The organism is Micromonospora sp. NPDC047644 (assembly GCF_040704315.1).
Taxonomy (GTDB): domain Bacteria; phylum Actinomycetota; class Actinomycetes; order Mycobacteriales; family Micromonosporaceae; genus Micromonospora.
In genome coordinates, this window is record NZ_JBEYSY010000014.1 from 130,324 (window position 1) to 152,645 (window position 22,322).

A 22,322-nucleotide genomic window follows, 5' to 3' on the forward strand; every position below is an offset into this window, starting at 1 on the left:
ATGTCGTGTCGGTGGTCGTCGTTAGGCTCACCGACGTGGATGTGCACCGACTCGATCGGGCCCAGGCGCGGCGGATCGCCATCCGGGCCCAGCTGCTGGCCGCTCCGCGTCCGACCGACCTGCTGACCGTGGTCCGCCAGTTGACGCTGGTGCAGATCGACCCGACCGCCGCCGTCGCGCCCAGCGCCGACCTCGTCTGCTGGAGCCGGCTCGGCTCGTCGTACCAGCCAGCGCACCTGCGCCAGGCCCTCGAACGGGACCGGACGCTCTTCGAGCACCACGCGATGGTGCGACCGATGGACGACCTGGGGCTCTTCCTCGCCGAGATGGCGGCCTCGCCCGGCCATGAGCGCCACCGCGAGTGGCTGCGCGCCAACGACTCGTTCCGGCGCGACGTGCTCGACCTGCTCGGCCGAGGTGGCCCACTGCTCTCCCGGGACATCCCGGACACCTGCGTCGTGCCCTGGCCGTCCTCCGGTTGGACGAACAACCGCAACGTCACCCAGATGCTGGAGTTCCTGGTGCTGCGCGGCGAGGTCGCGATCGCGGGTCGCCAGGGGCGGCAGCGGCTCTGGGACGTCGCCGAGCGGGTCTACCCGTCCGGGGTGCCCGTCATCGAGCTGGAGCAGGCGCGCCGGCTTCGCAACGAGCGACGGCTGCGGGCGTTGGGCATCGCCCGGCAGAAGGCGGTCATCGTTCCCGGCGAGCCCGCCGAGGTCGGTGACGCGGGGGAGCCGGCGGTGATCGAGGGCGTCGCGGGGGAGTGGCGGGTGGATCCGGCCGCGCTCGGGCAACCCTTCACCGGGCGTACGGCGCTGTTGTCACCGTTCGACCGGCTCGTGCACGACCGGGTCCGCCTCGCTGACCTCTTCGAGTACGAGTACGTGCTGGAGATGTACAAGCCCAGGGCGAGTCGACGGTGGGGCTACTTCGCGCTGCCGATCCTGCACGGCGACCGGCTGGTCGGGAAGGTGGACGCCACTGCCGACCGGCGGCGCGGCACGCTCACCGTGCACGCCGTCCACCAGGACGTTCCCTTCACCCCGGAGGTGACCCGGGCTCTGCGCGAGGAGCTGCACGACCTGGCGTCCTGGCTGTCGCTGACCGTCGAGGGCGTGCGCTGACGGGTGATCGCCGAGGCCCCCGCCCCCCGACGAGCACCCGTCGCCACCTACGCGATCCGGCGGATCCGTCGCACCGCCAGGTAGAGCAGGAGCACGGCCAGGGCGACGAAGATGCCCGTCTCGATGCTCTGGAACAGCCAGAACCGGTCCGCCGGCTGGTAGAGCTGCCAGTTGTACGCGCCCGGTTCGAGGCCCAACTCTGCGCCGCAGACCCGACCGTCCGGCCCCTTACCGCCCGGGGGGCACTGGATCCGGGCACCCTCCGCGATCATCGTGCCGTCCGGGTTCCGGATGCCCTGCGCGAGGACCCAGTCGCCCCGGCTGACCTCCGGTGGCCCTTCCCCCTCGATCGAGAAGGTCTGGGTCCGGGCCGGCTGGTAGTGCCGTCGGGCCAACAGCTCCACCGCCGCCCGTACGCCGACGTACCCGGCGAGGGTGATGCCCATGGCGGGCAGCATCCGCTTCCAGACGGTGCCGGCGAAGACGCCCAGCGCCACGGCGAAGAGGGTGTACCCGATCGGGACGATGCCCTGCAGATCGAAGACGATCATGCCGAACCGGCCCTCGTGCGCGGACTTGGTGAGCGGGTCGACCCACCACGACATGCCCAGCCCGTAGACCGTCGCGAGGATCAGGGCGGACCCGCTCGCCAGACCGAACTTCACCAGGGCCCAGCGGGTCCGGCCGACGCCCTGGGTCCAGACGAACCGGTGCGTGCCCTGCTCCACCTCGCGGGCCACCAGCGGCGCACCCCAGAAGAGGCCGACCAGCACCGGCAGGGTGATCAGCAGTACGGCTACCAGACTGAGGTTGCCGTACTGGTTGGCGAAGCGCCGATAGCCCGCATCACACGTCTCCCGGGTCGCCTGCGCCACGTCGGCGCGGGCGAGTTGGCTGGCGCAGTCGGCCAGCCCGAGGTCGGCGAAGGTGTGCCGCATCGCGATGCCGATCGGCACCAGCAGGGCGGCGAGCGCCGCGAGCGCCAGCAGCGTGTAGAACGTCTGCTTGCGGTGTTGCCGCCAGGTCAACCAGATCATGCCGCTACCCCCCACTCGCTGTGACTGGTCCGCGTGGTGCCGTCGGCCAGGTATGCCAGCACGACGTCCTCCAGGCTCACGTCGCGGACCGTCCACGCCGGATCGGTGACCGGGCCGTCGGTGCGGACCAGCAACGTGGACTGCCGGTCGGTGTGGCTGGTCCGGACCACTGCGGCGACGCCCCCGATGACGCCGCCGTCGTGTCGTGGCCCGACGAGCTGCCGGTGCTCGGCGACCAGGTCGTCGACCGCGCCGGTGAGCTGCACCTGGGAGGCGTTCAGCACGATCAGGTAGTCGCAGACCCGTTCCAGGTCGGCCAGCAGGTGCGAGGAGAGCAGGACGGTGGTGCCCGACTCCGCCACGCTGCCCATCAGCGACTGGAGGAACTCCCGTCGAGCCAGCGGGTCGAGGCTGGCGACCGGCTCGTCGAGCAGCAGCAGCCGTGGCTGCTTCGCCAGCGCCAGAGCCAACGCGACCTGGGCCCGTTGACCGCCGGAGAGCTTGCCGACCGGCTTGTCCGGTGGGATGCCGAGCTGCGCCAGCCGGGTTCGGGCCAACGTCGCGTCCCACCGCTTGTTCAGCTTGCCGCCGGCGACGACCAGCTCGGACGCCGTGAAGTCCCGGTACAGCGGGGTGTCCTGGGCGACGAAGCCGATGTCGGCCAGGCCCTCGGTGTCGCCGTACGGGGACCGACCGAACACCCGGACCGCACCGGCGTCGGGCTTGAGCAGCCCGACGGCCAGGTGCAGCAGCGTGCTCTTGCCCGCGCCGTTCGGCCCGACCAGCGCGGCGATCCGGCCGGCCGGCAGATGCAGCGAGCAGTCCCGCAACGCCCAGGTGCTGCCATACCGTTTGCCGAGCCGGTCTGCTTCCAAGACCATGTCCATCCCTTGTCCTCTCGTTCCGTTCACGCCACCGCGTCGCGGTCGCGCGAGCGCTTGCGGTGCCTGATGTTCCGTTCGCCCTGCTCGCTCACGCGGGCTCCTTCTGCGGCGCGTCGTCGGCGAGGGTGGCGCGCAGCGTCGTCTCCACCAGGGCGATGACGTCCTCCGCCGTGAGGCCGGCCGCCTGCGCCCGGTGCAGCCAGGCGACCAGGTCGTCGCGCAGCTCGGCCTGGTTGGGCAGGGACGCGCTGGCCAGGGTGCGCTGGACGAACGTGCCCACCCCGGGTCGGCCGCCGACCAGACCCTCGATCTCCAACTCCCGGTACGCCTTCAGCACCGTGTTCGGGTTGATCGCCAGGGATTGCGCGACGTCCCGGACCTTCGGCAACTGGTCGCCCGGCGTCAGCAGGCCAACCCGTAGCGCCTGTTTCACCTGCTGCACGAGCTGCATGTAGGTGTTCACCTTCGACCGGCTGTCCAGTACGAACTCGATCACTACCGATGACCCTTCCTGTTGTCCTACGACAGTAGGACTAATAGACAGCTTCATCGGTGGCCCATCGGCTGTCAAGCCCGAAGGGGCACGTTCTGTTCGGGCCCGGCGCGTCTCGCCCGGCGCGCCGCGTTCTGTTCGAGCCCGGCGCGTCGCGTTGCTGGCCGACAGGCCCGTCGAGTCCTGCCGAACGGGCCGACCACGGTGGCACCGGCAGGCCACCGGTTGGCACCCAGGGGTCAGCCCGTGGGGAAGGGACCGGCAGCGATCCGCGTGGACGGGAGGTGTTCGATGGTCACCAACGAACTGACGACGTCGAGGGCGACTCCGCTGCAGGCCGCTCGCGCCCGGGGCCGCGTACGCGGGCGCTTGATCCTGCTCGGCCCGGCGTTCGTCGCCGCCGTCGCGTACGTCGACCCCGGCAACTTCGCCACCAACTCCGCCGCCGGGGCCCGCTACGGCTACCTGCTGGTCTGGGTCGTGGTGGTGGCGAACCTGATGGCGATGCTGGTGCAGACGCTCACCGCGAAGCTCGGTCTGGCCACCGGGCGCAGCCTGCCCGAGCTGTGCCGGGAACGCCTGCCCCGGCCGGTGAACCGGGTGATGTGGGTGCAGGCCGAGTTGGTGGCCATGGCCACCGACCTGGCCGAGGTGATCGGTGGCGCGGTCGCCCTGTACCTGCTCTTCGGCATCCCCCTGCTGCCCGGCGGGATCATCATCGGCACTGCCGCCTTCGCCGTGCTCGCCCTGCGCTCGCGCGGGTACCGCGCCTTCGAGGTCGCCGTCGCCGTCCTGCTCGGGGTGATCGTGCTGGCGTTCGCCGCCAACCTGCTGGCCTCCGGCTCCGATCCCGGCTCGGCCATGGCCGGCATGGTGCCGCGCCTACAGGGCACTGACAGCGTGCTGTTGGCCGCCGGCATTCTCGGCGCGACAGTCATGCCGCACGTCATCTACGTGCACTCCGCGCTCACCCGCGACCGCATCCCCGCCGCCGACGACAGCGAGCGTCGGATTCTGTTCCGCGGCCAACGCACCGACGTGCTGCTCGCCCTGAGCGCAGCCGGCGCGGTCAACCTCGCCATGCTGCTGATCGCCGCGGCCAGCTTCCGTGGTGGCGGCCCGGGCGGCGCGGACAGCCTGGAAGGAGTGCACGCCGGGCTCGGCCAGACCATCGGGACCGCCGCCGCGTTCGGGTTCGCCGTCGCCCTGCTGGTCTCGGGGCTCGCCTCCACGAGCGTCGGCACCTACGCCGGAGAGGTGATCATGCAGGGCTTCCTGCGGCGGCGGGTACCGCTGCTGCTGCGCCGACTGGTCACCCTGTTGCCCGCGCTGGCCGTGCTCGCCATCGGCCTCGACCCGACCCGGGCGCTCGTGCTGTCCCAGGTCATCCTCAGCTTCGGCATCCCGTTCGCGCTGATCCCGGTGGTCGCCTTCACCCGCCGACGCGACCTGATGGGCAACCTGGTCAACCACCCGCTCACCACTGCCGCGGCGTCCCTGGTGGCGGTGCTCGTGGTCGCGCTCAACGCCTTTCTGCTCTGGCAGGTCGTCGCCGGGTAGCTCGCTTCGGCGAGGAGTTGGCCAGGCTTGAAGTACGGAACGGGATCCGGACCCGCTGAGCGCGACGGGACCTTACGACGTCACGTCCGACGGCCCTCGTCGCGGCCGGGGATCTCCTGAAGTTGTTCGAGGGCGTCCGCCGGGTTGGCATCGGCAGGCAGCGAGGTGACCTCCTCCAGCGTGCCCGCCGGAAGGGCGCCCTGCTCGGCCAGGTCCGCCTCGGACGCTTCGGGGTCGACGTCACCCGACACCCGGTCCGGCGGCCCGTAGTCGACGGCGCTCTGCCGTTGCTCCTGGGCATCCGCCTCCGGCGGAGGGAAAGTATCGCCCTGTTCATCCCGGTACGTGCTCATCGGAGCCTCCCACCCGGCGGGTGTCGACATGCCGCCGGGCCGCTGCCTACCCGCCAGCGCCCCACTCAGGCGGCCGCCGGTCAAGATCTTGGCAGCTTTCGGGACAGGGTGGCCTCCGCAACGGCGGGAGCAGCCCCGTACCGGTAGTTGCGCGGATCTTGAGAGGGGCCCGGCGTCACGCGCGCCGGCAGCGAGCAGCGGTCGGTCTGCGCACCCTGGTGGGTGCCCCCAGGTCGACCGGGGCCGGGCCGCCCGAGCAGGCCAACGCGCCGACCTCGCCGCCGGCGAGGATGGGTGCCGACGCGGTACCGGTCAGCGCCACCGACCCGGTCACCCGGGCCCCCACCATCGTGACGTGGTCGGTGGTGCCGGTCAGCGCCGCCGCGCCGCGTACCTCGGTGTTCAGCACCTCGACGGCGCTGGCGCCCGACGCCGTCAGGTCGCCGCCGATCGTGGAGCCCTGAGCGACCAGGGCGGCGCCGGGCGCGACGGTGACCGGGCCGGTCACGGTGGCCGCGCGCAGGCAGGTGACACCGGCGGTGACGGTCAGCGGGCCGGCGTGCCGGCCGGTGACCACCGTGGTGCAGGCCGGTGGCGGCGGGATCAGCGTGGTCACGAAAGCGCGGGCCGGTGCGATGTTGCCGACGGCGTCGATGCCCCGGTATTCGATCCGGTGCCGCCCGTACCCGGGGGACCGCTCGGCGAACGGGGACACGGACAGCCCGCCCGAGCCGAGGTTGCCGTAGACCAGGCCGTCCACGTCGGTGCCGGTGGCGGTGAACAGGAACGGAGACCGGGCGTCGGTGGGCCAGCCGTAGTAGTTGTGCCACCCGTCGCCGTCGAGCCGGAACTCCGACGTGACCTGGCCGGTGCCGTCGTCGGTGCCGGTCAACCCCATGGTGAACGGGCCGTTGAACACATACTCGGTGGGTCCGCCGGGCCGCGTCGTGGTGAGCAGCGGCTCGGAGAGGGCGTACGCCACGTCGGGTCGGGTCGCGTCGACCGTCCAGGTGCGGGTCACCGCCCTCCCGGTGCCCGGCTCGCTGACCCGGGCGGTCAGCCGGTGGGAGCCCCGCGACAGGGGCAGGGCGCTGAGGTCCACGTCCCGGTCGGTGCCGGTGTCGGCCACCGGCCGGCCGTCGAGCGTCCAGCGCACCTGTGGCGCCCGATCGGTGGGCTGGCTGGTCCGCACGTACACCACGTCCTGCGCGCCGGCCGGTCGGTCGGTCGCGGTGGATGCGGTGATCGCCAGCGGCGGATCCACCTTCGGGGTACGCACCGCGGTGTCCACGGCCCAGGTGCGGGTCTGGGTCAGCGCCGGTGAGCTGCGGATCGCCGGGTCGCGGACGAAGTCCGTCGGGTCGGTCACCGTGGCGGTCACCGTGTGCCGGCCCGGGGTGAGCCGCAGTTTCCGCAGGTCCAGATGGCGGGTGTTGCCGGTGCGGGGCACCGCCCTGCCGTCCACGGACCACGTCACGGTCAACGCGTGGCTCACCGGGTGCAGGGTGTCCACCCAGAGCAGTCGGTCCGCGCCAACCGCCTGATCGGTGGCCGTGCCGCCCTGCACGATGCCGACCCGGGCGGCGATCCGTTCGGTCATCCGCTCCCGGCCGACCTGGTCGAAGTAGAAGCCGAGCGACTTCATCATCGAGTGCCGGCTCGGTCGCCACACTCCACGCTGGAGGTACAGGCCGCCCTCGTAGCGGCCGATGGTCCCGCCCGCCTCGCTCGGCTCACCCAGCCAGCGCCACCACTTGGCCCGGGTGTCGCGCATCTGCCCCTCGGTCAGCACGGTGTGGTGCACCGAACTCGGTTCCGGCCCGCTGTAGGTGTCGCCCGGCACCCCACGACCGTAGTAGTCGTACTCGTCCTGCAAGCCACCGAGCGAGTGGCCCAGCTCGTGCGGGCTGATCAGCGCGGAGAGCGCGTTGCCGCCGGAGGCGGTGGCGTTGCTGCCGCCGGCCCCACCGTAGGTGTCGCTGTTGGCCAGCGCGACCAACTGGCGGTTACCGGGGTTGGTGCCGACGGCCAGGTCGGCGTACGCGTTCGCGGCGACGCCGTCGACGGTGAGCAGGCGTTGCACGCTCGCCGGGTTGCAACCACCCCAGAAGCCCATACCCAGAGCGGTGTCGTGTCGTGGCGCGGACAGGCCGGGGTCACAGTCCACCCCGGACTCCGCCGAGACGATCTCCACGGCGTAGACGTTGAAGTAGCTGCGGTAGGACTTGAACGGCTCGATCGTCCACAGGGTGTTGAGGTGCCGGTCCACGTGTGCCCGGAAGGTGGGTAGGTCGGCCTCGGTGTAACCGTCGCCCAGCAGCACCAGGTTGAACCGCGTCGCCGGGTCGCCGGTGACCTGGATCGGCACCACTGTGGCGGCGGCCGTCGGGGCGGCGGCCGGTGTGGCGGCGGCCGGTGTGCCGACCGTCAGTCCCGCCGCGACGAGTGCCGCGACACACAAGCCCGCTCTGATCCGCACCCTGTGCCCCTTCCGTGGCCGGCCGGCCTGGCGGTGCCGAGCGTCGGGCCCGGCGGGGCGCCGTCGTCCGGACCTGCCGTGACCGTGGACATCTCGGACCGTACCGCTCCGAGGAGCGACAGGTAACCCTCGGCGGTCAGTCGGCGGTGGCCTCGGACGTGGTGTTCCGGCGGGTACTCGCGGCCAGCCCCAGGGCCAGCAGCACGCACACCGCGCCCACCAGGAAGAACAGCGACGCGGTCGGCTGGCCGAGCCACTCCCAGTACGGGTGCCAGGCCGGGTGCGGTTCGCCGAGATGGTGCGACAGCAGGGACGGGACGCTCAGCGGCAGCGGCAGCCACCACAGCACCGTGGCCACACCCATCAGACCGTTCACAGTGCCGCGGCTGCGACGTCCCTCGGTGCGTCGGCTGACCCACCCGAAGACCAGCCAACCGGCCACCGCACCCAGCACCGTGCCGAGCACTCCGGCGGGGACCACCAGCGGCGGCGGCGCGCGGTGCAGCTCGACCGAGAGGTAGCTGGCGTCGACGGCTGTCTGCGAGGAGATCGAGGCGTTCAGGATGGTGTCGCCACGTCGGGCGGTCAGCGCGGTGTCGGTGACCGCCTGCGGGGTGGCGCACCTCTTGTCCGCGCAGCTCACGCGGTCGGACACCTGTGGGTCGTACACCCGCCAGCCGGTGCTGGTCAGGCGCTCCCGGGCCACCGTGACGATCTGCTCGGCGGGCACCGGTGGCGCGCCGAGGGCACCGGCGCCGGTGGCGCTCTCCTGGTACTCGCCACCGTCACCGAGCACCAGGGTCTTGACCGTCGACAGGCGCAGCGCGTGCCCGTAGACGACGAAGAGCGCCGGCGGGGTGTCGATCTCGCCGAGGTCGTGACCGGGAAAGACGTTGGTGAGGATGGCGGCGGCCTCGGCGCGGTCGGGTTGCGGTCGGGAGGTCTCCCAGGCGGCCCGGCTGGCCAGTGCGCCGGTGAAGAGGCCGCAGACGACAGCGGCGAGCGGCACCCAGGCGACGGCGGAACCTCTGGCCGGGCGGCCGAGGCGGCGCAGCAGCCGCCGTGCGAACCGGGTGGCCGGCGCGGTGTCGCTCACGGACATGTCCACCTCCCGGCGTGAAGATCAGGCGGAGCGACACTACATCGACCAGGAGTCCGGGCGCGTCCCCCCGATGAGCGCCGACCGTGGCCGGGATCGGCCAGGATGGGCGGGTGGCCGGTCACGGCTGCGACGAGGAGGGTGGGCGATGCGGGTACGTGGACGGTTGACCTGGGGGCGGCGTGCTCGCGCCGGGGCGGTGGTGACCGCGTTGCTCGCGGGCGTGCTGCCGCCGGCCGTGGTGCTGGTGCCGGGTGCTGCCACGGCGGGCGCGGTCGCGGGGACGCCGGTCTGCCAGGTGCGCGACGACCGGCTGCGCGAGATCTCCGGGATGGTGGCCACCGACGACGGGTACGTGGTGATCAACGACGGGGCCGACGACGAGGCCCGCCGCCGGATCTTCTACCTCGACCAGCGCTGCGCCGTGGTGCGTACCGTCTCCTTTCCGTCCCGGCCCCGCGACACCGAGGATCTGGCCGTCGGCCGGGACGGCACCGTCTGGGTCGCCGACATCGGTGACAACGACCGCACCCGGACGACAGTCGGCGTGTGGCGGCTGGCACCGGGGGCGAAGCAGCCGGTGCTGCACCGGATGACCTACCCGGACCGTCCGCACGACGCCGAGGCGCTGCTGCTCGACGCGTCCGATCGGCCGCTGATCGTCACCAAGGGCGGCAGTGGAACTGTCTTCCTGTACGCGCCGGCCACCGCGTTGCGGCCGGACGCGACGACGCCGCTGACCGCGCTCGGCCAGGTGACGGTGCCGTCGACCACGACCAGCAACCCGTTCTCGTTCTTGGGGCGCGGCGTGATCACCGGCGCGGCGAACGCCCCGGACGGACGGCGGGTGGTGTTGCGCAGCTATGCCGACGCCTTCGAGTACGACGTCCCCGACGGCGACGTGGTCCGCGCGTTGACCACCGGCACCCCCCGGATCACCGGCTTGCCGGACGAGCCCCAGGGCGAGTCGATCACCTACAGCCGCGACGGCCGGTCGTTGCTGACCGTCTCCGAGTCCGCCGGTCAGCCAGCCGGCACCCGCTCGACGATCCTGCGCTACCCGGCCACGGCCACCACTGTCACCGCCGCGCCCTCCACGGAGTCCGTCGACCCGGTGTCGCCCACGGCGGTCCGTCCGGCTGCCGGAGAGGCCGGTGCAGCGGGTGGGCGGACCTGGCCGCTGGCCCTCGGCGCGGGGACACTGCTGATCCTGCTCGGGTTCGCCGGCGTGCTGTGGTGGAGACACACCGCGCGCCGCTGAGCGGGCCGGGCCTGCGGCAGGATGGGGGGATGTCCGTCCTGTCCACGTTGCGCCACCCGATCATCGCCGCCCCGATGGCTGGTGGCCCGTCCACGCCCGCGCTGGTGGCCGCCGTGTCCGCCGCGGGTGGGTTGGGCTTCCTCGCCGCCGGGATGATCGAGACCGACCGGCTGCTGGCCGACGTCGCCGAGGTTCGCTCGCGTACCGATCGGCCGTTCGGTGTGAACCTCTTCCTGCCCGACCCGGGTGGCGTCGACGACGCCGCCATCCGGGCGTACGCCGAACGGCTCGCCCCGCAGGCCGCGCGACGTGGCGTGAGCCTGGGCGAGGCGGTGGGCGGCGACGACGCGTACCCGGAGAAGCTGGCGGCTCTGCTCGCGGACCCGGTCCCGGTCGTGTCCTTCGTGTTCGGGCTGCCCGACCGGGCGGCGGTCAGCGCCCTGCGCGAGCGGGGCACCGAGGTGTGGGCCACCGTCACCCGCCCGGACGCCGCGATCGCCGCCGCCGACCTGGGTGTGGACGCGGTGGTGGTGCAGGGCACCGAGGCCGGTGGGCATCGCGGCGGTCTGCCGGACGACGACGACTACGGGTTGCTGCCGCTGCTCCGACTGACCGCCGCCCGCTGTGACCGGCCGCTGGTGGCCGCGGGTGGCCTCGTCGACGGCCCCTCGGTGGCCGCCGTGCTGGCCGCCGGCGCTGCCGCCGCGCAACTCGGCACGGCTTTCCTGCGCTGCCCGGAGGCGGGCAGTTCGCCGATGCACCGCGCGGCGGTGGCCGGTGCCGCACCGACCGCGTTGACCCGGGCGTACACCGGTAAGCGGGCCCGTGGCGTGGCCAACGACTTCCTGCGCGAGCACGACGCGGTGGCACCGCGTGGTTACCCCCAGGTGCTGCACCTGACGCGTCCCCTGCTCGTCGCCGCCCGGCGCGACGCGGACGCATCGGTGGCCAACCTCTGGGCCGGGCAGGCACACCCGCTGGCCCGGGACGTGCCGGCGGCGCAGGTGGTCGCCGAGGTGAGCGCAGACGCACGGGCCGCGCTGGCCACAGTGGTCGAGCGATCCAGCCGCTGGGGCTGACCAGGCCGCCGGCAACCGGCTCGGGCGGGCGGGACAGGCCGGGCGGGCAACCCGTTAGAGTCTCGCCGTGATCGAGATCGGTGCGCAGGTCGAGCTGTCCCACCCGGCTGAGCGGGTCTGGCGCGCCCTGACTGATCGGGAGTTGCTCGGCCGGTGGTTCGCCGAGGCCGAGATGGTCGAGGGCGTACCCGACCGGATGCTGCTGCGCACCGCCGGCCTGTCCGGCTTCCAGGCGGACGTCGAGGTCGAGGTCACCGAGCGGCAGGAGCCGGACCTGCTCGTGCTGGCCTGCGACGAGGCCGGTCGGCTCAGCGAGGTGACCTGCGACGTCACGGCCACGACCCAGGGCTGCCGGCTGGAGGTGCGGGAGGTCACCACGCACGGCGGGTGGTCGGTCGAGCGGCAGAAGCCACGCGAGCAGCAACTCCGGCAGGCGCTGACGGTCCGACTGCCGGCCATTCTCGACTGGCTCGCCTTCCAGCAGGTCGACCTGCGCCGGGCCGACGGTGGGATGACCGCGGAACTGCCGCTGGTCGGCGTACGCGGCCGGGCCGGCCGTAACCCCCGCCGGCGTCGCACGCTGGTCGCCGTGGTCGCCGGGGCCGTGCTGCTGGCGGGGACGGCGGCCTGGGTGACGTTGCCGCTCGACCCGAAGCCGGTCGCCGCGCCCGTACCGACCGCGACCGCGACCGCGCCCGCGTCGTCGACCGCGACGGCCGGCAGGGCGACGGTCGTTTCCACGGCGACCCCCTCGGCGCGCCCCTCCCGGGCCACCGCGTCGGCGACCACCCGGCCGAGCCGGACCCCGTCGGCGAAGCCCTCGCTGACGCCCACGTCGGCGGCGCCACCTCCGCCACCGGCGCCCGTCACGGCCCGCTACGAGACCGAATCCGACCGGCTGTTCGGCTACACCGGAGAGATCGTGGTCGGCAACCCGGGAGGTGCGCCGGTGGCGGACTGGGCGGTGGTGGTCACCCTTGCCGAGGGCACCACTGTCGACGACGTCGAGGGCGCGAACTGGCGACAGGACCGACGGGTGATCACCTTCACCGGGGCCGCCGTGGCGGGCGGGGGATCCCAGACGATCAGCTTCGACGTCCGCGACAGCCGGCCGAACGCCCGGGAGCCGGAGAGCTGCACCATCGGCGGACGACCCTGCGCGGGCCTCTGACTAGGCTGCCGACATGGCACTGCTGCACAGGGCGACCCTGCACCCCACGAAACTGGACCTGCTGACGGCCTGGCTGCCCTCCCGACAATGGTTCGCCGGGCCGACCGGCGTCGAGGTGGTGAGCCGGGGCGCCTACCGCTTCGACGACCCGGACGGCGAGGTCGGCATCGAGACGATGCTGGTGAGCGCCGCCGACGGGCCGGTCCACCAGGTTCCGCTCACCTACCGTGCCGCGCCTCTCGACGGTGCGGACGGCTGGCTCGTCGGCACCACCGAGCATTCGGTGCTCGGCCGGCGCTGGGTGTACGACGGTTGCGTCGACCCGGTCTACGCGGCCGCGCTCGCCCAGGCGATCCTCACCGGCCGCGGTCAGGCGGAGCAGTACTTCGAGGTCGACGGCCGGCGCGAGGTGCGTGAGCCGACGGTGACGGTCGTCGTCGACGGGGTCGCCGCCGAGGCCGGGGTACCGGCCGTCGGCGCGGTGCGGCGGGTGGTCGACGAGGACCGCACGCTCATCGCCACCGACACCGTCGAGCTGGTCGTCGTGCGCCGGCCGGGAGCCGGAGCCGACGGACCGACCGGGGGCACGCTGAGCGGCAGCTGGGACGGTCATTCCACGACCGTCGCGCTGGCGTACGCCAGGACGCGCTGATCCGGGTGCGGTGGGCGGCCCGAGCGATCGGGCCGCCCACCGCTGTCACCACTGCGCCGGCGGCGGGGGCGGCGACACGGGCGGCCGGTCGTCGCAGGTGATGGTGTTGGGCAGCAGCCACGGCGCGAGCCACCCGCCGTCGTTACCGCCGAGGTCGGTCAGCGTGAACTCCGAACCGGCCGGGGTGAAGTGGAACGACCCGCAGTTGTTGACGCCGACCGCGCCCACGTTGCGAGCGTCCACGTTGGCGAACGAGGCGGACCCGGCAGCGCGGGCGCTGAGCACCGAGGTGCCGGTGCCGTCGACCCGGACGTCCCGGAACCGCGCGTCGTCGATCGAGTAGAGGTCCTTCACCGGCCAGTCGCTGACCAGCATGATCGCGTTGTAGGTGTTGTCCAGGTACGCGTCGCCGGTCACCTCGATGGGCGCCTCGATGCTGCGGTCCAGGGCGAAGACCCAGATCGCGCCCAGCCCGATGTTCCAGTTCAGCTCGTACGTGCCGGCGCGGGCCGTGGTGTTGTTCGTGAAGCGCAGGTGCCCGGTGAACGGCTCGGCGCCGAAGCGGGCCCCGGCGTGCAGGCCGCTGCCCTCGCGTACCGGGTCGGCGACCAGGTTGTGCGAGACGGTGGTGTCGGTACCGCCGTAGATGGCGATGCCGTTGGCCAGGGTCGGTGACTGCACGGTGTTGTGGTCGAACGTGTTCCGTGCGTTGGCCGTCTTCTCCGACCACATCGCCAGGCCGTCGTCGCCGGTGTTGCGGACGAAGTTGTGCGCCACGAGGGAGTCGGTCACGCCGGTGTGGAAGTTGAGCGCGTCGGCGATCTGGTCGACGATGATGTTGTTGGTGACACGGACGTTGCGCATCGGGCCGTCGAACCACAGACCTGCCTTGGTGTGGTGCAGGTAGAGCCCGTCGATGGTGGAGTCGCTCATCGCCCCACCGATCGCGTTGACCTGGTCGGTGTCGATGCGTTCCCGCACGTCGCCCTCGATGGCGAAGCCGGAGAGGTGCACGTTGCGGCTGCCGCCGTCGGCGGCGTCCCGCCCGTAGAACCCGACCCCGGTGTGCACGGAGCCGTCCGGCGCGGGAGTCGGCAGGGCGACCTCGCGACCCTTGATCGTGGTGTACCAGTTGCCGGCGCCCTCGATGGTCACGTCATCGACGATGATGTGCCGGTTGACCTGGTAGGTGCCCGGGGGAATGTAGACCTTGAGGTGGGCGCGCCGGGCGAAGGCGATGGCCCGGTCCAGCGCGTCGGCGGAGTCCCGCCGGCCGGTGGGGTCGGCGCCGAAGGCGAGCACGTTCGCCGCGAGCAGTCGGACGTGTGGCGGTGCCACCAACTCGGAGTCGAGCAGGTCGATGACCGTCCAGGCGGCGGCGCTGCCGGTCGGCGCGGTGAGCCGGACCTTGTCGCCGGCCCGGTAGGTACGCCCGAGCAGCAGTCGCTGCTCGTCGTAGAAGTGGGTGGGCCGGAACGGCGTGATGATACTCGGGTACGGCGTGGTGGCCGACGGCACGCACTGGCACTCGGTGATCCACCAGTCCGGGTGCAGCAGTCCGGCCTGCGGGTCGTTGGTGAACGGGTACTGGTTGTAGAGCCACGAGTACTGCGACGTGAGCGTCATGGTGCGCAGGTGCTTGCCGTTGACCGCGACCTTCAGCGGCGCGGTGATCCCGCCACCCTGTGGCGCGTCCGGGATGCTGTACCGCACGGTGATCCCGTTCGCCGCGCTGGGCAGGACGAACTCCACGTACTCCCCGGGGGTGAGCCGGACCGCCCGGCGGCCGGAAGCCTCCGCGGGCAGGGTGTAGGCGGTCCGGTCGGGCCCGATGATCTCGCCGTTGGTGCGGGCGTTCTCCGCTTCCTGTTCGAGGAAGTCGACGTCCGCGCCGCGTCCGGCGACCAGCGCCGGATCGAGGGCGGCCCGGGTGACCACCGGCTGCGCGCCGGCGGACGCGGGTGGACTGGCGACGGCCGCGGTGGGTCCGGCGACCAGCACGGCGAGACCGGCCGCGAGCGCGACGGCGGTGCCGCTGGGCCGGTTGGGGCGTCCCCGCGCCGGCGTGAGGCTGCGAAACATCGGTGACCCTCCTGGGTGGGTGGTGGTGGAGGTCCGCCCGGCGCCCCCGACGCCCGACATTGATCGTCATGATGCAGCACCAGGCAGGGCGCTGCAAGACAACTATCGAACAATGAAAATAAACGACTACTAGTCCGCAAGAAATGGACGGTCGTCGAGTTGAGGTGCCGCGCGTCGCCTGCCCCCACCAGCTCACGCCCGGCGTAGGCTGATCCGCGTGGATCAAGAAGACCGGATTGCCCTCTTCCTCGACTACGAGAACCTCGCGTTGGGCGCGCGCGACCATCGTGGCGGCGCGGCCTTCGACTTCCGGCCCATCGCCGACGCGCTGGCCGAACGAGGTCGGGTGGTGGTGCGACGGGCGTACGCCGACTGGTCCTACTTCGACGAGGACCGCCGGATGCTCACCCGCTCGCACGTCGAGCTGATCGAGATCCCGCAGCGGATGGGCGCGTCCCGCAAGAACGCCGCGGACATCAAGATGGCCGTCGACGCGATCGAGTTGGCGTTCGAACGCGACTACATCTCCACCTTCGTGATCTGTAGCGGTGACAGCGACTTCACCCCGCTGGTGCACAAGCTGCGCGAGCTGAACAAGCGGGTCATCGGCGTCGGGGTCGAGGGGTCCACCTCGGGGCTGCTTCCCCCCGCGTGCGACGAGTTCCTCTACTACGACCGACTGGAGGGCGTGGACATTCCGCCGGCCCATGGTCGGCGCGCTCGTCCCGCCACCCGGCAGGCCGGCGCGGAGCAGCGCCCACCGGAGCAGGAGCAGGAGCGTCGCACACCGGACGCGGAGCCCGATCGGGATGTGGACGCCGTCGCGGTGCTCGTCGCCCAGTCGGTCGCCGGGTTGCAGGGCAGCGCCAACGGTGAGGTCACCGCCTCCCGGCTCAAGCGGACGCTGTTGCGCAAGGACCCCACCTTCAGCGAGTCCGACTACGGCTTCCGCACCTTCGGCGAACTGCTGCGCCACCTCGCCGAGCGCAACGTGATCGAGCTGGCCGAGGGGCCGGCGAAGGGTGACCCCGAGGTCTCACTGCCCGAGCACGGTGACCGGGAGGTGGCGTTCGGTCTGCTCCGGGGCGTCGTGGCGGACCTCGGCAGCGGCGGCAACCCGGTGGCGTTGTCCGGGTTGAAGAACCAGGTACGCCGGGCCCGCCCCGACTTCAGCGAGAAGAAGCTCGGCTACCGCAGCTTCCTGCAGTTCTGCAAGGCCGCCGCCACCGCCGGCGTACTGGACCTGCGCTGGAGCCCCGAAGCCGACGACTACCTCCTGACAGCCCAGGGGTGACGGCCCGACCGGGGCAGGCGGCCTCCGCCGGCCATTGACCGCTGTCGAGCGGGAGTGCCGAGCCTGCCCATAGGGTGGGTGGTAGGGCGGTCCCGAGGGGCGAGGTGAGGGTCGGCATGTCGGGACGTGGCGAATGGACACTCGTCGGGCGCGACGACGAGCTGAAGACCATCGAGGACGTCGTGTCGGCGCGCCTGCCCGGGCTCGTGCTGGTCGGCGACGCCGGGGTGGGCAAGACGCGTCTGCTGCGCGAGGCGCTGACCCGCGCCGCCGAGAACGGCGTGGAGTGCCACCGGGTCTCGGCGACCGGCGCGGCGCGGTCCATCCCGTTCGGCGCCGTCTCCCATCTGATACCCGCGCCGACCGGATCCCGTTCCGACCCGGTGGGGTTGGTGGTCAGCGTCGAGCGGGACTTCGCCCGCCGGGCCGGCGAACGGCCGGTGGTGATCGGCATCGACGACGCGCGCGGACGGGGCACAACGCGTACCACGCCACCACCATCGTCAACTCACTGCTCGGCGCCGGGGCGGACAAGGTGGTGTGGATGCTGTATACGACATCACCCCGGCCAACATCGACGTCGGACAGTACGCCTGGGCCAAGCTCAAGTCGCTGCTGCCGACCGCGACGCACTCGTACCTCCCGGCGGCCCCGGTGTCGACACTGCAACCGCTGATCGATCCGCTCTGGGTGGGCAGCGTGCGCGGCGTGATCAGTGATCTCAACTGGGCCATCCAACTCGGCGTCCCGTTCGACCCCGCCGTCCGGGTGGCGATGCCGCCACCGTTCACTCCCGGTGACCTTCAGATCACCGCTGAGGGTGGCTCGCCGCACCCCAGCCCCTCCGGGCAGGACGCTTGGCCAACACCCTGGCAGGGGTGCTCGGCGGCATGTGATTAACGCCTGATTCGTTACTCAGGACGGGGAGGAGCCGCCGTTGCGGTTCCTCCCCGGTAACGGTCCGGTTGAAGTGCGCCTGATTTACGACTATCGCCCCACTATCAACCCTCCTGCGCCGTACCCTCCACGCAAAAATTGCTATACGGTCGGCGAATGAAGGTCGAGGAGCACTGGTGGAACGGAGACACGACCCCGCGCGGACGCCGGGACGTGTACATCCGTACTGACGGGCAGGGTTGGGAGGTCCGCGCCCAGATCGGTGGGGCGTCGGGTCGTGAGCGGGTGCAGCAGTGCCCAAGCCGGGCCTCGGCGGCCATCCTCGCCGACGCCTGGCGCGGCACCCACCCATCCTGGCGCGAGCTGAAGCAGCGCTGATCCGGCACCGGGCCGGGTCGGCAACGCTCCCGGGCTACGGCCCGGCGCGCCCGCCGACCGGCCCGGCGCTCGGTAACCACTGACCAACTCGGCTACGGGCGCGCGCGGCTCCCTGAGATCTACGTCCAGCCGTCGAAGCTCCGGAAGCTCGCCAGTGCGGCTCGGCCGACCGCCCGCCCCGGGCTTTCTCGATCAAGTGATGAAAAGTAGGTCTCGGGGAGCGGATTGAGCTACTTTTCATCACTTGATCAAGGCATGTCGGCGGATCTCCGTGTCCCCGCCCTCAGGTCGGGTATCCGTTGGGCTGCCGGTCGCGCGTCCGATGGAGGTCGCCCATGTCGCAGGGTCCCGACGAGGAGAGCCCCAGGATCGACGAGGAGGTCCGAGAGGCCGAGCGTCGACTCGCCAACCTCGGCACCCCGTCCGATAACGGGCTGACCGACGACGCGCTGACCGATGACGACGCCCGCGCGTCGGACGACGCTCTCACCGAGGAGAACGCCGACTAGGGCCCGCCCGGCGTCCTGCCGGACAGGCCCCGAGGGTCGGCTCAGCGCTTCAGCGTGAAGGTGAAGTCGCCGGAGAGCCTGCCGCTCAACCGGAACGCCGAAACGACTTTGCCCTCCATGATCAGTCGGTTCACCTCGCCGCGCGACAGCCGGCAAGCCTCAGCGATCAGTCGGGTCGGCCGGACCGGGACCCGTGCCGCGTTGCGGACCGCGACGTCGATCACGTCGAGGTCCAGGTGCGCCGATCCGCCGGTGTCGAGACGCCAGGCGTCGGTCCAGTCCAGGGCGAATCGGTTCCGGTGCTGAACGGCCGCATCCTGGAGCAGTTCGGCGATCAGGCCGCCGTCGTTGCGATGGAGCCGGTCCAGCAGCTCGGGTGGGATGGTGCGAACGGTCGTCCGTTCCAGGACGGTGAGCTTCGCCGTCTCACCGCACTCGGTGCAGAGCGCGAGGAGCCAGACGTCGAGGAGCTTGTGGTTGGCGTTGACCCGGAACGTGCCGCTCGCCCGAAGGCGTTGGGACGGGCACGCGTGGCAACGGCGGTTGACGATCGGCAGGCAGGTGGGCACGACGGCCCAGTGAATGAGCACAGAGGTACACCGGTTTCAGTGAGAAGTCCGCAGCAAAAAGGAGCGCGGCGCACAGGCGCGACGCGCGACAGATCAGCTCTCGGGAGGTCTCACAGGGTGTACAACGGCACGTCCTTGCCTAGACGACCTGGTTGCGCAGCACGGTAACGGCGCACGACGGCGCCGCTCCACTGGTTTTCCGCGTCAGGAGCCCGGGTGGCGGGACGTGCGAGCCGGTCAGGCCGTCGGGACCGGCAGGACCACGCCTTCGGCCGCCGACCGGTGGGCCAGCTCGATCAACTCGACAGTGTGGACGGAGTCCCGTGGGTCCACCGGCATCGGCGAGCCGTCGCGCAGCGCGGCCGCCACCTGGGCGTAGAAGCTCTGGTACGCACCGGGTTCGGTCGGTACCGGCCGCAGGTCGCCGTCGACGCCGAGCAGGCCGTAGCGGTCCGGCGGGACCTCACCCCAGCCCGGCTGGTCCGGGCGGCCACCGTCGTGCAGCGCCGCCTCCTGCACGTCCAGCCCGTAGCTGGTGTAGCCGGCCCGGTCGCCGAGCACCCGCAGGCGCGGCCCGAGCTGAGCGGTCACCGCGCCCATCCACAGGTGGGAGTGGACCCCGTTGGTGTGGGTCAACGCCACGAAGGCGTCGTCGTCGACGGCAGCGCCGGCGCGGCGACGGTCCACCTCCGCGTACACCCGCTCGACCTGGCCGAACAGCTGCACCGCCTGGTCGACGAGGTGGGCACCGAGGTCGAAGAGGGCACCGCCGGCCTCCTCCGGGCCGGCAAGCTCCCGCCAGCCCGGCTTGATCGTCGGACGGAACCGCTCGAACCGGGACTCGAAGCGCAGCACCTGCCCCAACTCGCCCTGCTCGACCAGGCGGCGGACGGTCAGGAAGTCGCCGTCCCAGCGCCGGTTCTGGAAGACCGTCAGCGGCACCCCACGCTCGGTCGCCTCGTCGATCAGCACGCGGCCCTCCGCGGCGGTCGGGGAGAGCGGCTTGTCGACGACGACCGGCAGGCCGGCGGCGAGCGCCGCGCGCGCCATCGGCACGTGCTGCCGGTTCGGCGTCGCCACCACGACCAGGTCCAGAGCGTCCGGGGTACGCCACAGCTCGTCGGCGTCGTCGACCAGGCGGGCGTCCGGGAAGTGCTGTCCGGCCTGTTCGCGTCGCTGCGGGTCACGGGTCACGATGGCGTCGAGGCGCAGCCCGGGAGTCGCGGCGATCAGCGGCGCGTGGAACACCCGACCCGCCAACCCGTACCCCAGCAGACCAACCCGCAGCGCCTTCGCCATGCCGTGCCCCCGTCTCCCTGGTCCGCGCCCTGACCTGGCGTCGGTACCGCTGAGAAGAATCTACGCCGGGGGCGGTCGGGCCCGATCTCGGCCCGGTGCCGGTCAGGTCACCGGGTCGGCGCGCAGGTAGGTGAGGACCGCCAGCACCCGGCGGTTGGTGTCGTCGCTGGGGGGCAGGTCGAGCTTCAGCAGGATGTTGCCGACGTGCTTGCCGACCGCCGCCTCGCTGACGTGCAACCGGCCGGCGATCGAGGCGTTGGACCGTCCCTCGGCGAGCAGCGCCAACACCTCGCGTTCCCGGGCGGACAGCGCGGCGAGCGGATCGCGGGGGCGGTGCAGCAGTTGTCGCACCACGTCCGGGTCGATGGCGGTGCCGCCGTCGGCGACCCGGCGCAGCGTGTCGACGAACTCGGTGACCTCGGCGACCCGGTCCTTGAGCAGGTAGCCGACGCGTTGCCCGTCGCCGCTGTCCAGCAGCGCCGCCGCGTACCCGGTCTGCACGTACTGACTGAGCACCACGACCGGGAGGTCAGGTCGCTCGGTGCGCAGCGTGACGGCCGCCCGCAGCCCGTCGTCGCGGCGGCCCGGCGGCATCCGGATATCGGTCAGCACCAGGTCCGGTTGGTGCTCGCGGGCCGCCGCCAGCAGGTCCGGTGCGGAGCCGACGGCCGCGCACACGGTGAAGTCGAAGCGGGTCAGCAGCGCGACCAGACCCTCCCGCAGCAGCACCTCGTCCTCGGCGAGCACCACCCGGGTCACCGACGACATGGCAGCTCCACCCGGACCACTGTAGGGCCGCCGGGCGGGCTGGACAGCAACAGCCGGCCGTCCACGGCGGCGACCCGGTCGGCGAGCCCGGTCAGGCCGGTGCCCCGGGCCGGGTCGGCTCCGCCGTGGCCGTCGTCGGTCACCTCGACGACGAGGTCACCGCCGACCCGGGTGAGGCGTACGTCGGCGCGGGTCGCCCCGGCGTGCCGGGCTACGTTGCCCAGCGCCTCGGAGACCACGAAGTAGGCGGTGGTGTCGACGATCTCCGGCAGCTCGTCGCGCAGGTCGGCGTGCACGGCGACCGGGATGGTGGCGGCGTCGGCCAGCTCGCGGACGGCGCCGGCCAGGCCGAGGTCGGTGAGGCTCTGCGGGCGGATGCCGTGCACCAACTGCCGCAGCATCACCATCAGGCCCCGGGCCTGGTCGTGCGCCACGGCGAGGGGACGGGACGCGGGGGAGTCCTCGGGTACGTCCAGCCGGGCCAGCCCGAGCTGGAGGGTGAGGCTGGTCAGCCGGGGCTGGGCGCCGTCGTGCAGGTCGCGCTCGATCCGACGGCGTTCGGCCTCGTACGCGCCGACCAGTCGGGTGCGGGAGCGGGTGACCTCGCGCAGCGCCGCCGCGTCCACCGGGTGCGCCAGCAACCACCGGGCCACGGCTGCCTGGAGCGCGGCGAGCAGACCGACGGCGTAGCAGAGCACCGGGATCAGCAGCACCCCCACGATCGCGTACGGAATGGCTTCGCCGGTGCTGTCGATCGGCTGCCAGATCACCACCGGCTGGTTGGCGTCCCCGGCCAGCCAGGGGCTGGAGATCATCCCGAGGTCGAGCAGCACCAGCACCAGGAACACCCAGTAGGCGACCGGGGCGAAGCCGCCCAGCCAGAACAGGTAGGCCACCTCCCGCCAGGTCGCGGCGTTGCGGTAGCGGGCGACCAGGCCCGGCCACGGCGACGAGGGCAGCGGACGACCGTCGACGAGCCCGACCCGCCACCGCTCGACGACGGCCACCGGGAAGCTCACGATCGGCGCGAGCGCCAACAGGGTGAGGCTGCCGACACCCAGGAACAGCATCAGCGCGATGCTCGGCGGCCGGTCGTGCAGCAGCAGCCCGTTGGCGGCGGCCAGCAGGGGTCCGCCGATGACGAGCAGCCCGACGCCGAGCACACCGGCGACCGGCACCGTGGTCACCAGGTAGGCCAGCGCGCGCCAGGGCCACGCGGAGATCAGCCAGCGGCGGCGGCGCAGCGCCTCGGCCAGGTGCGAAGGGTGTTCCGTGGTCATGCAGCAGACGCTAATCGGGCGCGACCGGGTGCCCCAGCCGTCCAGATCCACTCT

The 22,322-nt window shown here is 72.2% G+C and carries 21 protein-coding genes and 1 pseudogene; 11 read left to right on the forward strand and 11 right to left on the reverse strand.

Annotated features, from left to right (window positions below; all coding sequences use genetic code 11):
- Positions 1–35: 35 nt before the first annotated feature.
- Positions 36–1,124 carry a crosslink repair DNA glycosylase YcaQ family protein gene (locus AB0877_RS23540; protein ID WP_366611488.1) on the forward strand — a complete coding sequence of 363 codons (1,089 nt, stop codon included), beginning with the start codon at positions 36–38 and terminating at the stop codon, positions 1,122–1,124.
- 47 nt (positions 1,125–1,171) lie between these two features.
- Here the strand turns inward: AB0877_RS23540 and AB0877_RS23545 are convergent, their stop codons facing one another.
- The 3 genes from AB0877_RS23545 to AB0877_RS23555 all read right to left on the reverse strand — a co-directional run bounded on the left by AB0877_RS23545 (position 1,172) and on the right by AB0877_RS23555 (position 3,541).
- Positions 1,172–2,161, reverse strand: a complete 990-nt coding sequence (locus tag AB0877_RS23545; RefSeq protein WP_366611489.1) for a transporter — start codon at positions 2,159–2,161, stop codon at positions 1,172–1,174.
- Positions 2,158–3,048, reverse strand: a complete 891-nt coding sequence (locus AB0877_RS23550; RefSeq protein WP_366611491.1) for an ABC transporter ATP-binding protein — start codon at positions 3,046–3,048, stop codon at positions 2,158–2,160. Before AB0877_RS23550 ends, AB0877_RS23545 begins: the two co-directional genes overlap by 4 nt.
- Before the next feature lie 85 nt (positions 3,049–3,133).
- Positions 3,134–3,541, reverse strand: coding sequence for a GntR family transcriptional regulator (locus tag AB0877_RS23555; protein WP_112678633.1), 408 nt, complete (start codon positions 3,539–3,541; stop codon positions 3,134–3,136).
- 288 nt (positions 3,542–3,829) lie between these two features.
- Here AB0877_RS23555 and AB0877_RS23560 point away from each other — a divergent pair, with 288 nt between their 5' ends.
- Complete coding sequence (locus AB0877_RS23560; RefSeq protein WP_366611492.1) at positions 3,830–5,098, forward strand: Nramp family divalent metal transporter; 1,269 nt, start codon at positions 3,830–3,832, stop codon at positions 5,096–5,098.
- Positions 5,099–5,178: 80 nt separating this feature from the next.
- Here the strand turns inward: AB0877_RS23560 and AB0877_RS23565 are convergent, their stop codons facing one another.
- From AB0877_RS23565 to AB0877_RS23575, 3 genes are all read right to left on the reverse strand, one after another.
- Complete coding sequence (locus AB0877_RS23565) at positions 5,179–5,451, reverse strand: hypothetical protein (protein ID WP_366611493.1); 273 nt, start codon at positions 5,449–5,451, stop codon at positions 5,179–5,181.
- 175 nt (positions 5,452–5,626) lie between these two features.
- Positions 5,627–7,930: a M64 family metallopeptidase gene (locus tag AB0877_RS23570; RefSeq protein ID WP_366611495.1), complete on the reverse strand. Its 2,304-nt coding sequence runs from the start codon at positions 7,928–7,930 to the stop codon at positions 5,627–5,629.
- Between the two features lie 136 nt (positions 7,931–8,066).
- Positions 8,067–9,032: a hypothetical protein gene (locus AB0877_RS23575; protein WP_366611496.1), complete on the reverse strand. Its 966-nt coding sequence runs from the start codon at positions 9,030–9,032 to the stop codon at positions 8,067–8,069.
- 145 nt (positions 9,033–9,177) lie between these two features.
- Here AB0877_RS23575 and AB0877_RS23580 point away from each other — a divergent pair, with 145 nt between their 5' ends.
- From AB0877_RS23580 to AB0877_RS23595, 4 genes are all read left to right on the forward strand, one after another.
- On the forward strand, positions 9,178–10,290 hold the full coding sequence (locus tag AB0877_RS23580) for a hypothetical protein (RefSeq protein WP_366611497.1): 1,113 nt from the start codon (positions 9,178–9,180) through the stop codon (positions 10,288–10,290).
- 29 nt (positions 10,291–10,319) lie between these two features.
- Positions 10,320–11,369 carry a nitronate monooxygenase gene (locus AB0877_RS23585; protein ID WP_366611498.1) on the forward strand — a complete coding sequence of 350 codons (1,050 nt, stop codon included), beginning with the start codon at positions 10,320–10,322 and terminating at the stop codon, positions 11,367–11,369.
- 67 nt (positions 11,370–11,436) lie between these two features.
- Positions 11,437–12,540 (forward strand): SRPBCC domain-containing protein, encoded by a 1,104-nt coding sequence (locus AB0877_RS23590; RefSeq protein WP_366611499.1) that lies wholly within the window; start codon positions 11,437–11,439, stop codon positions 12,538–12,540.
- 13 nt (positions 12,541–12,553) lie between these two features.
- Complete coding sequence (locus AB0877_RS23595) at positions 12,554–13,192, forward strand: hypothetical protein (protein WP_366611500.1); 639 nt, start codon at positions 12,554–12,556, stop codon at positions 13,190–13,192.
- Between the two features lie 45 nt (positions 13,193–13,237).
- On the opposite strand, the gene AB0877_RS23600 is transcribed toward AB0877_RS23595, so the two are convergent.
- Positions 13,238–15,274, reverse strand: a complete 2,037-nt coding sequence (locus AB0877_RS23600; RefSeq protein ID WP_366611501.1) for a glycosyl hydrolase family 28-related protein — start codon at positions 15,272–15,274, stop codon at positions 13,238–13,240.
- 217 nt (positions 15,275–15,491) lie between these two features.
- Here AB0877_RS23600 and AB0877_RS23605 point away from each other — a divergent pair, with 217 nt between their 5' ends.
- The 5 genes and pseudogenes from AB0877_RS23605 to AB0877_RS23625 all read left to right on the forward strand — a co-directional run bounded on the left by AB0877_RS23605 (position 15,492) and on the right by AB0877_RS23625 (position 18,352).
- The gene (locus AB0877_RS23605; protein ID WP_366611503.1) at positions 15,492–16,568 is read left to right on the forward strand and encodes a PIN domain-containing protein; all 1,077 of its coding nucleotides are present in this window, start codon (positions 15,492–15,494) and stop codon (positions 16,566–16,568) included.
- A 116-nt stretch (positions 16,569–16,684) separates the two neighbouring features.
- Positions 16,685–16,909, forward strand: a pseudogene (locus AB0877_RS23610) (ATP-binding protein); the annotation flags it as partial.
- Between the two features lie 199 nt (positions 16,910–17,108).
- Positions 17,109–17,468 carry a hypothetical protein gene (locus tag AB0877_RS23615; RefSeq protein WP_366611638.1) on the forward strand — a complete coding sequence of 120 codons (360 nt, stop codon included), beginning with the start codon at positions 17,109–17,111 and terminating at the stop codon, positions 17,466–17,468.
- 153 nt (positions 17,469–17,621) lie between these two features.
- On the forward strand, positions 17,622–17,843 hold the full coding sequence (locus AB0877_RS23620; protein WP_030335934.1) for a hypothetical protein: 222 nt from the start codon (positions 17,622–17,624) through the stop codon (positions 17,841–17,843).
- A 335-nt stretch (positions 17,844–18,178) separates the two neighbouring features.
- Positions 18,179–18,352 carry a hypothetical protein gene (locus AB0877_RS23625; RefSeq protein ID WP_366611506.1) on the forward strand — a complete coding sequence of 58 codons (174 nt, stop codon included), beginning with the start codon at positions 18,179–18,181 and terminating at the stop codon, positions 18,350–18,352.
- 41 nt (positions 18,353–18,393) lie between these two features.
- Here AB0877_RS23625 and AB0877_RS23630 read toward each other — a convergent pair whose 3' ends face one another.
- From AB0877_RS23630 to AB0877_RS23645, 4 genes are all read right to left on the reverse strand, one after another.
- The gene (locus AB0877_RS23630) at positions 18,394–18,942 is read right to left on the reverse strand and encodes a DUF1062 domain-containing protein (protein ID WP_366611507.1); all 549 of its coding nucleotides are present in this window, start codon (positions 18,940–18,942) and stop codon (positions 18,394–18,396) included.
- Positions 18,943–19,158: 216 nt separating this feature from the next.
- Positions 19,159–20,220, reverse strand: a complete 1,062-nt coding sequence (locus AB0877_RS23635; protein ID WP_366611509.1) for a Gfo/Idh/MocA family oxidoreductase — start codon at positions 20,218–20,220, stop codon at positions 19,159–19,161.
- Between the two features lie 102 nt (positions 20,221–20,322).
- Complete coding sequence (locus AB0877_RS23640) at positions 20,323–20,988, reverse strand: response regulator transcription factor (protein ID WP_366611511.1); 666 nt, start codon at positions 20,986–20,988, stop codon at positions 20,323–20,325.
- The gene (locus AB0877_RS23645; RefSeq protein WP_366611513.1) at positions 20,976–22,268 is read right to left on the reverse strand and encodes a sensor domain-containing protein; all 1,293 of its coding nucleotides are present in this window, start codon (positions 22,266–22,268) and stop codon (positions 20,976–20,978) included. The genes AB0877_RS23640 and AB0877_RS23645 overlap by 13 nt, the downstream gene beginning before the upstream one ends.
- Positions 22,269–22,322 lie beyond the last annotated feature (54 nt).

Coding starts and splice junctions, on each gene's coding strand:
- AB0877_RS23545 (WP_366611489.1), bottom strand. CDS start 2,161: ATGATCTGGTTGACCTGGCGGCAACACCGCAAGCAGACGTTCTACACG.
- AB0877_RS23550 (WP_366611491.1), bottom strand. CDS start 3,048: ATGGACATGGTCTTGGAAGCAGACCGGCTCGGCAAACGGTATGGCAGC.
- AB0877_RS23560 (WP_366611492.1), top strand. CDS start 3,830: ATGGTCACCAACGAACTGACGACGTCGAGGGCGACTCCGCTGCAGGCC.
- AB0877_RS23565 (WP_366611493.1), bottom strand. CDS start 5,451: ATGAGCACGTACCGGGATGAACAGGGCGATACTTTCCCTCCGCCGGAG.
- AB0877_RS23575 (WP_366611496.1), bottom strand. CDS start 9,032: ATGTCCGTGAGCGACACCGCGCCGGCCACCCGGTTCGCACGGCGGCTG.
- AB0877_RS23580 (WP_366611497.1), top strand. CDS start 9,178: ATGCGGGTACGTGGACGGTTGACCTGGGGGCGGCGTGCTCGCGCCGGG.
- AB0877_RS23585 (WP_366611498.1), top strand. CDS start 10,320: ATGTCCGTCCTGTCCACGTTGCGCCACCCGATCATCGCCGCCCCGATG.
- AB0877_RS23595 (WP_366611500.1), top strand. CDS start 12,554: ATGGCACTGCTGCACAGGGCGACCCTGCACCCCACGAAACTGGACCTG.
- AB0877_RS23600 (WP_366611501.1), bottom strand. CDS start 15,274: ATGTTTCGCAGCCTCACGCCGGCGCGGGGACGCCCCAACCGGCCCAGC.
- AB0877_RS23620 (WP_030335934.1), top strand. CDS start 17,622: ATGAAGGTCGAGGAGCACTGGTGGAACGGAGACACGACCCCGCGCGGA.
- AB0877_RS23625 (WP_366611506.1), top strand. CDS start 18,179: ATGTCGCAGGGTCCCGACGAGGAGAGCCCCAGGATCGACGAGGAGGTC.
- AB0877_RS23635 (WP_366611509.1), bottom strand. CDS start 20,220: ATGGCGAAGGCGCTGCGGGTTGGTCTGCTGGGGTACGGGTTGGCGGGT.
- AB0877_RS23640 (WP_366611511.1), bottom strand. CDS start 20,988: ATGTCGTCGGTGACCCGGGTGGTGCTCGCCGAGGACGAGGTGCTGCTG.
- AB0877_RS23645 (WP_366611513.1), bottom strand. CDS start 22,268: ATGACCACGGAACACCCTTCGCACCTGGCCGAGGCGCTGCGCCGCCGC.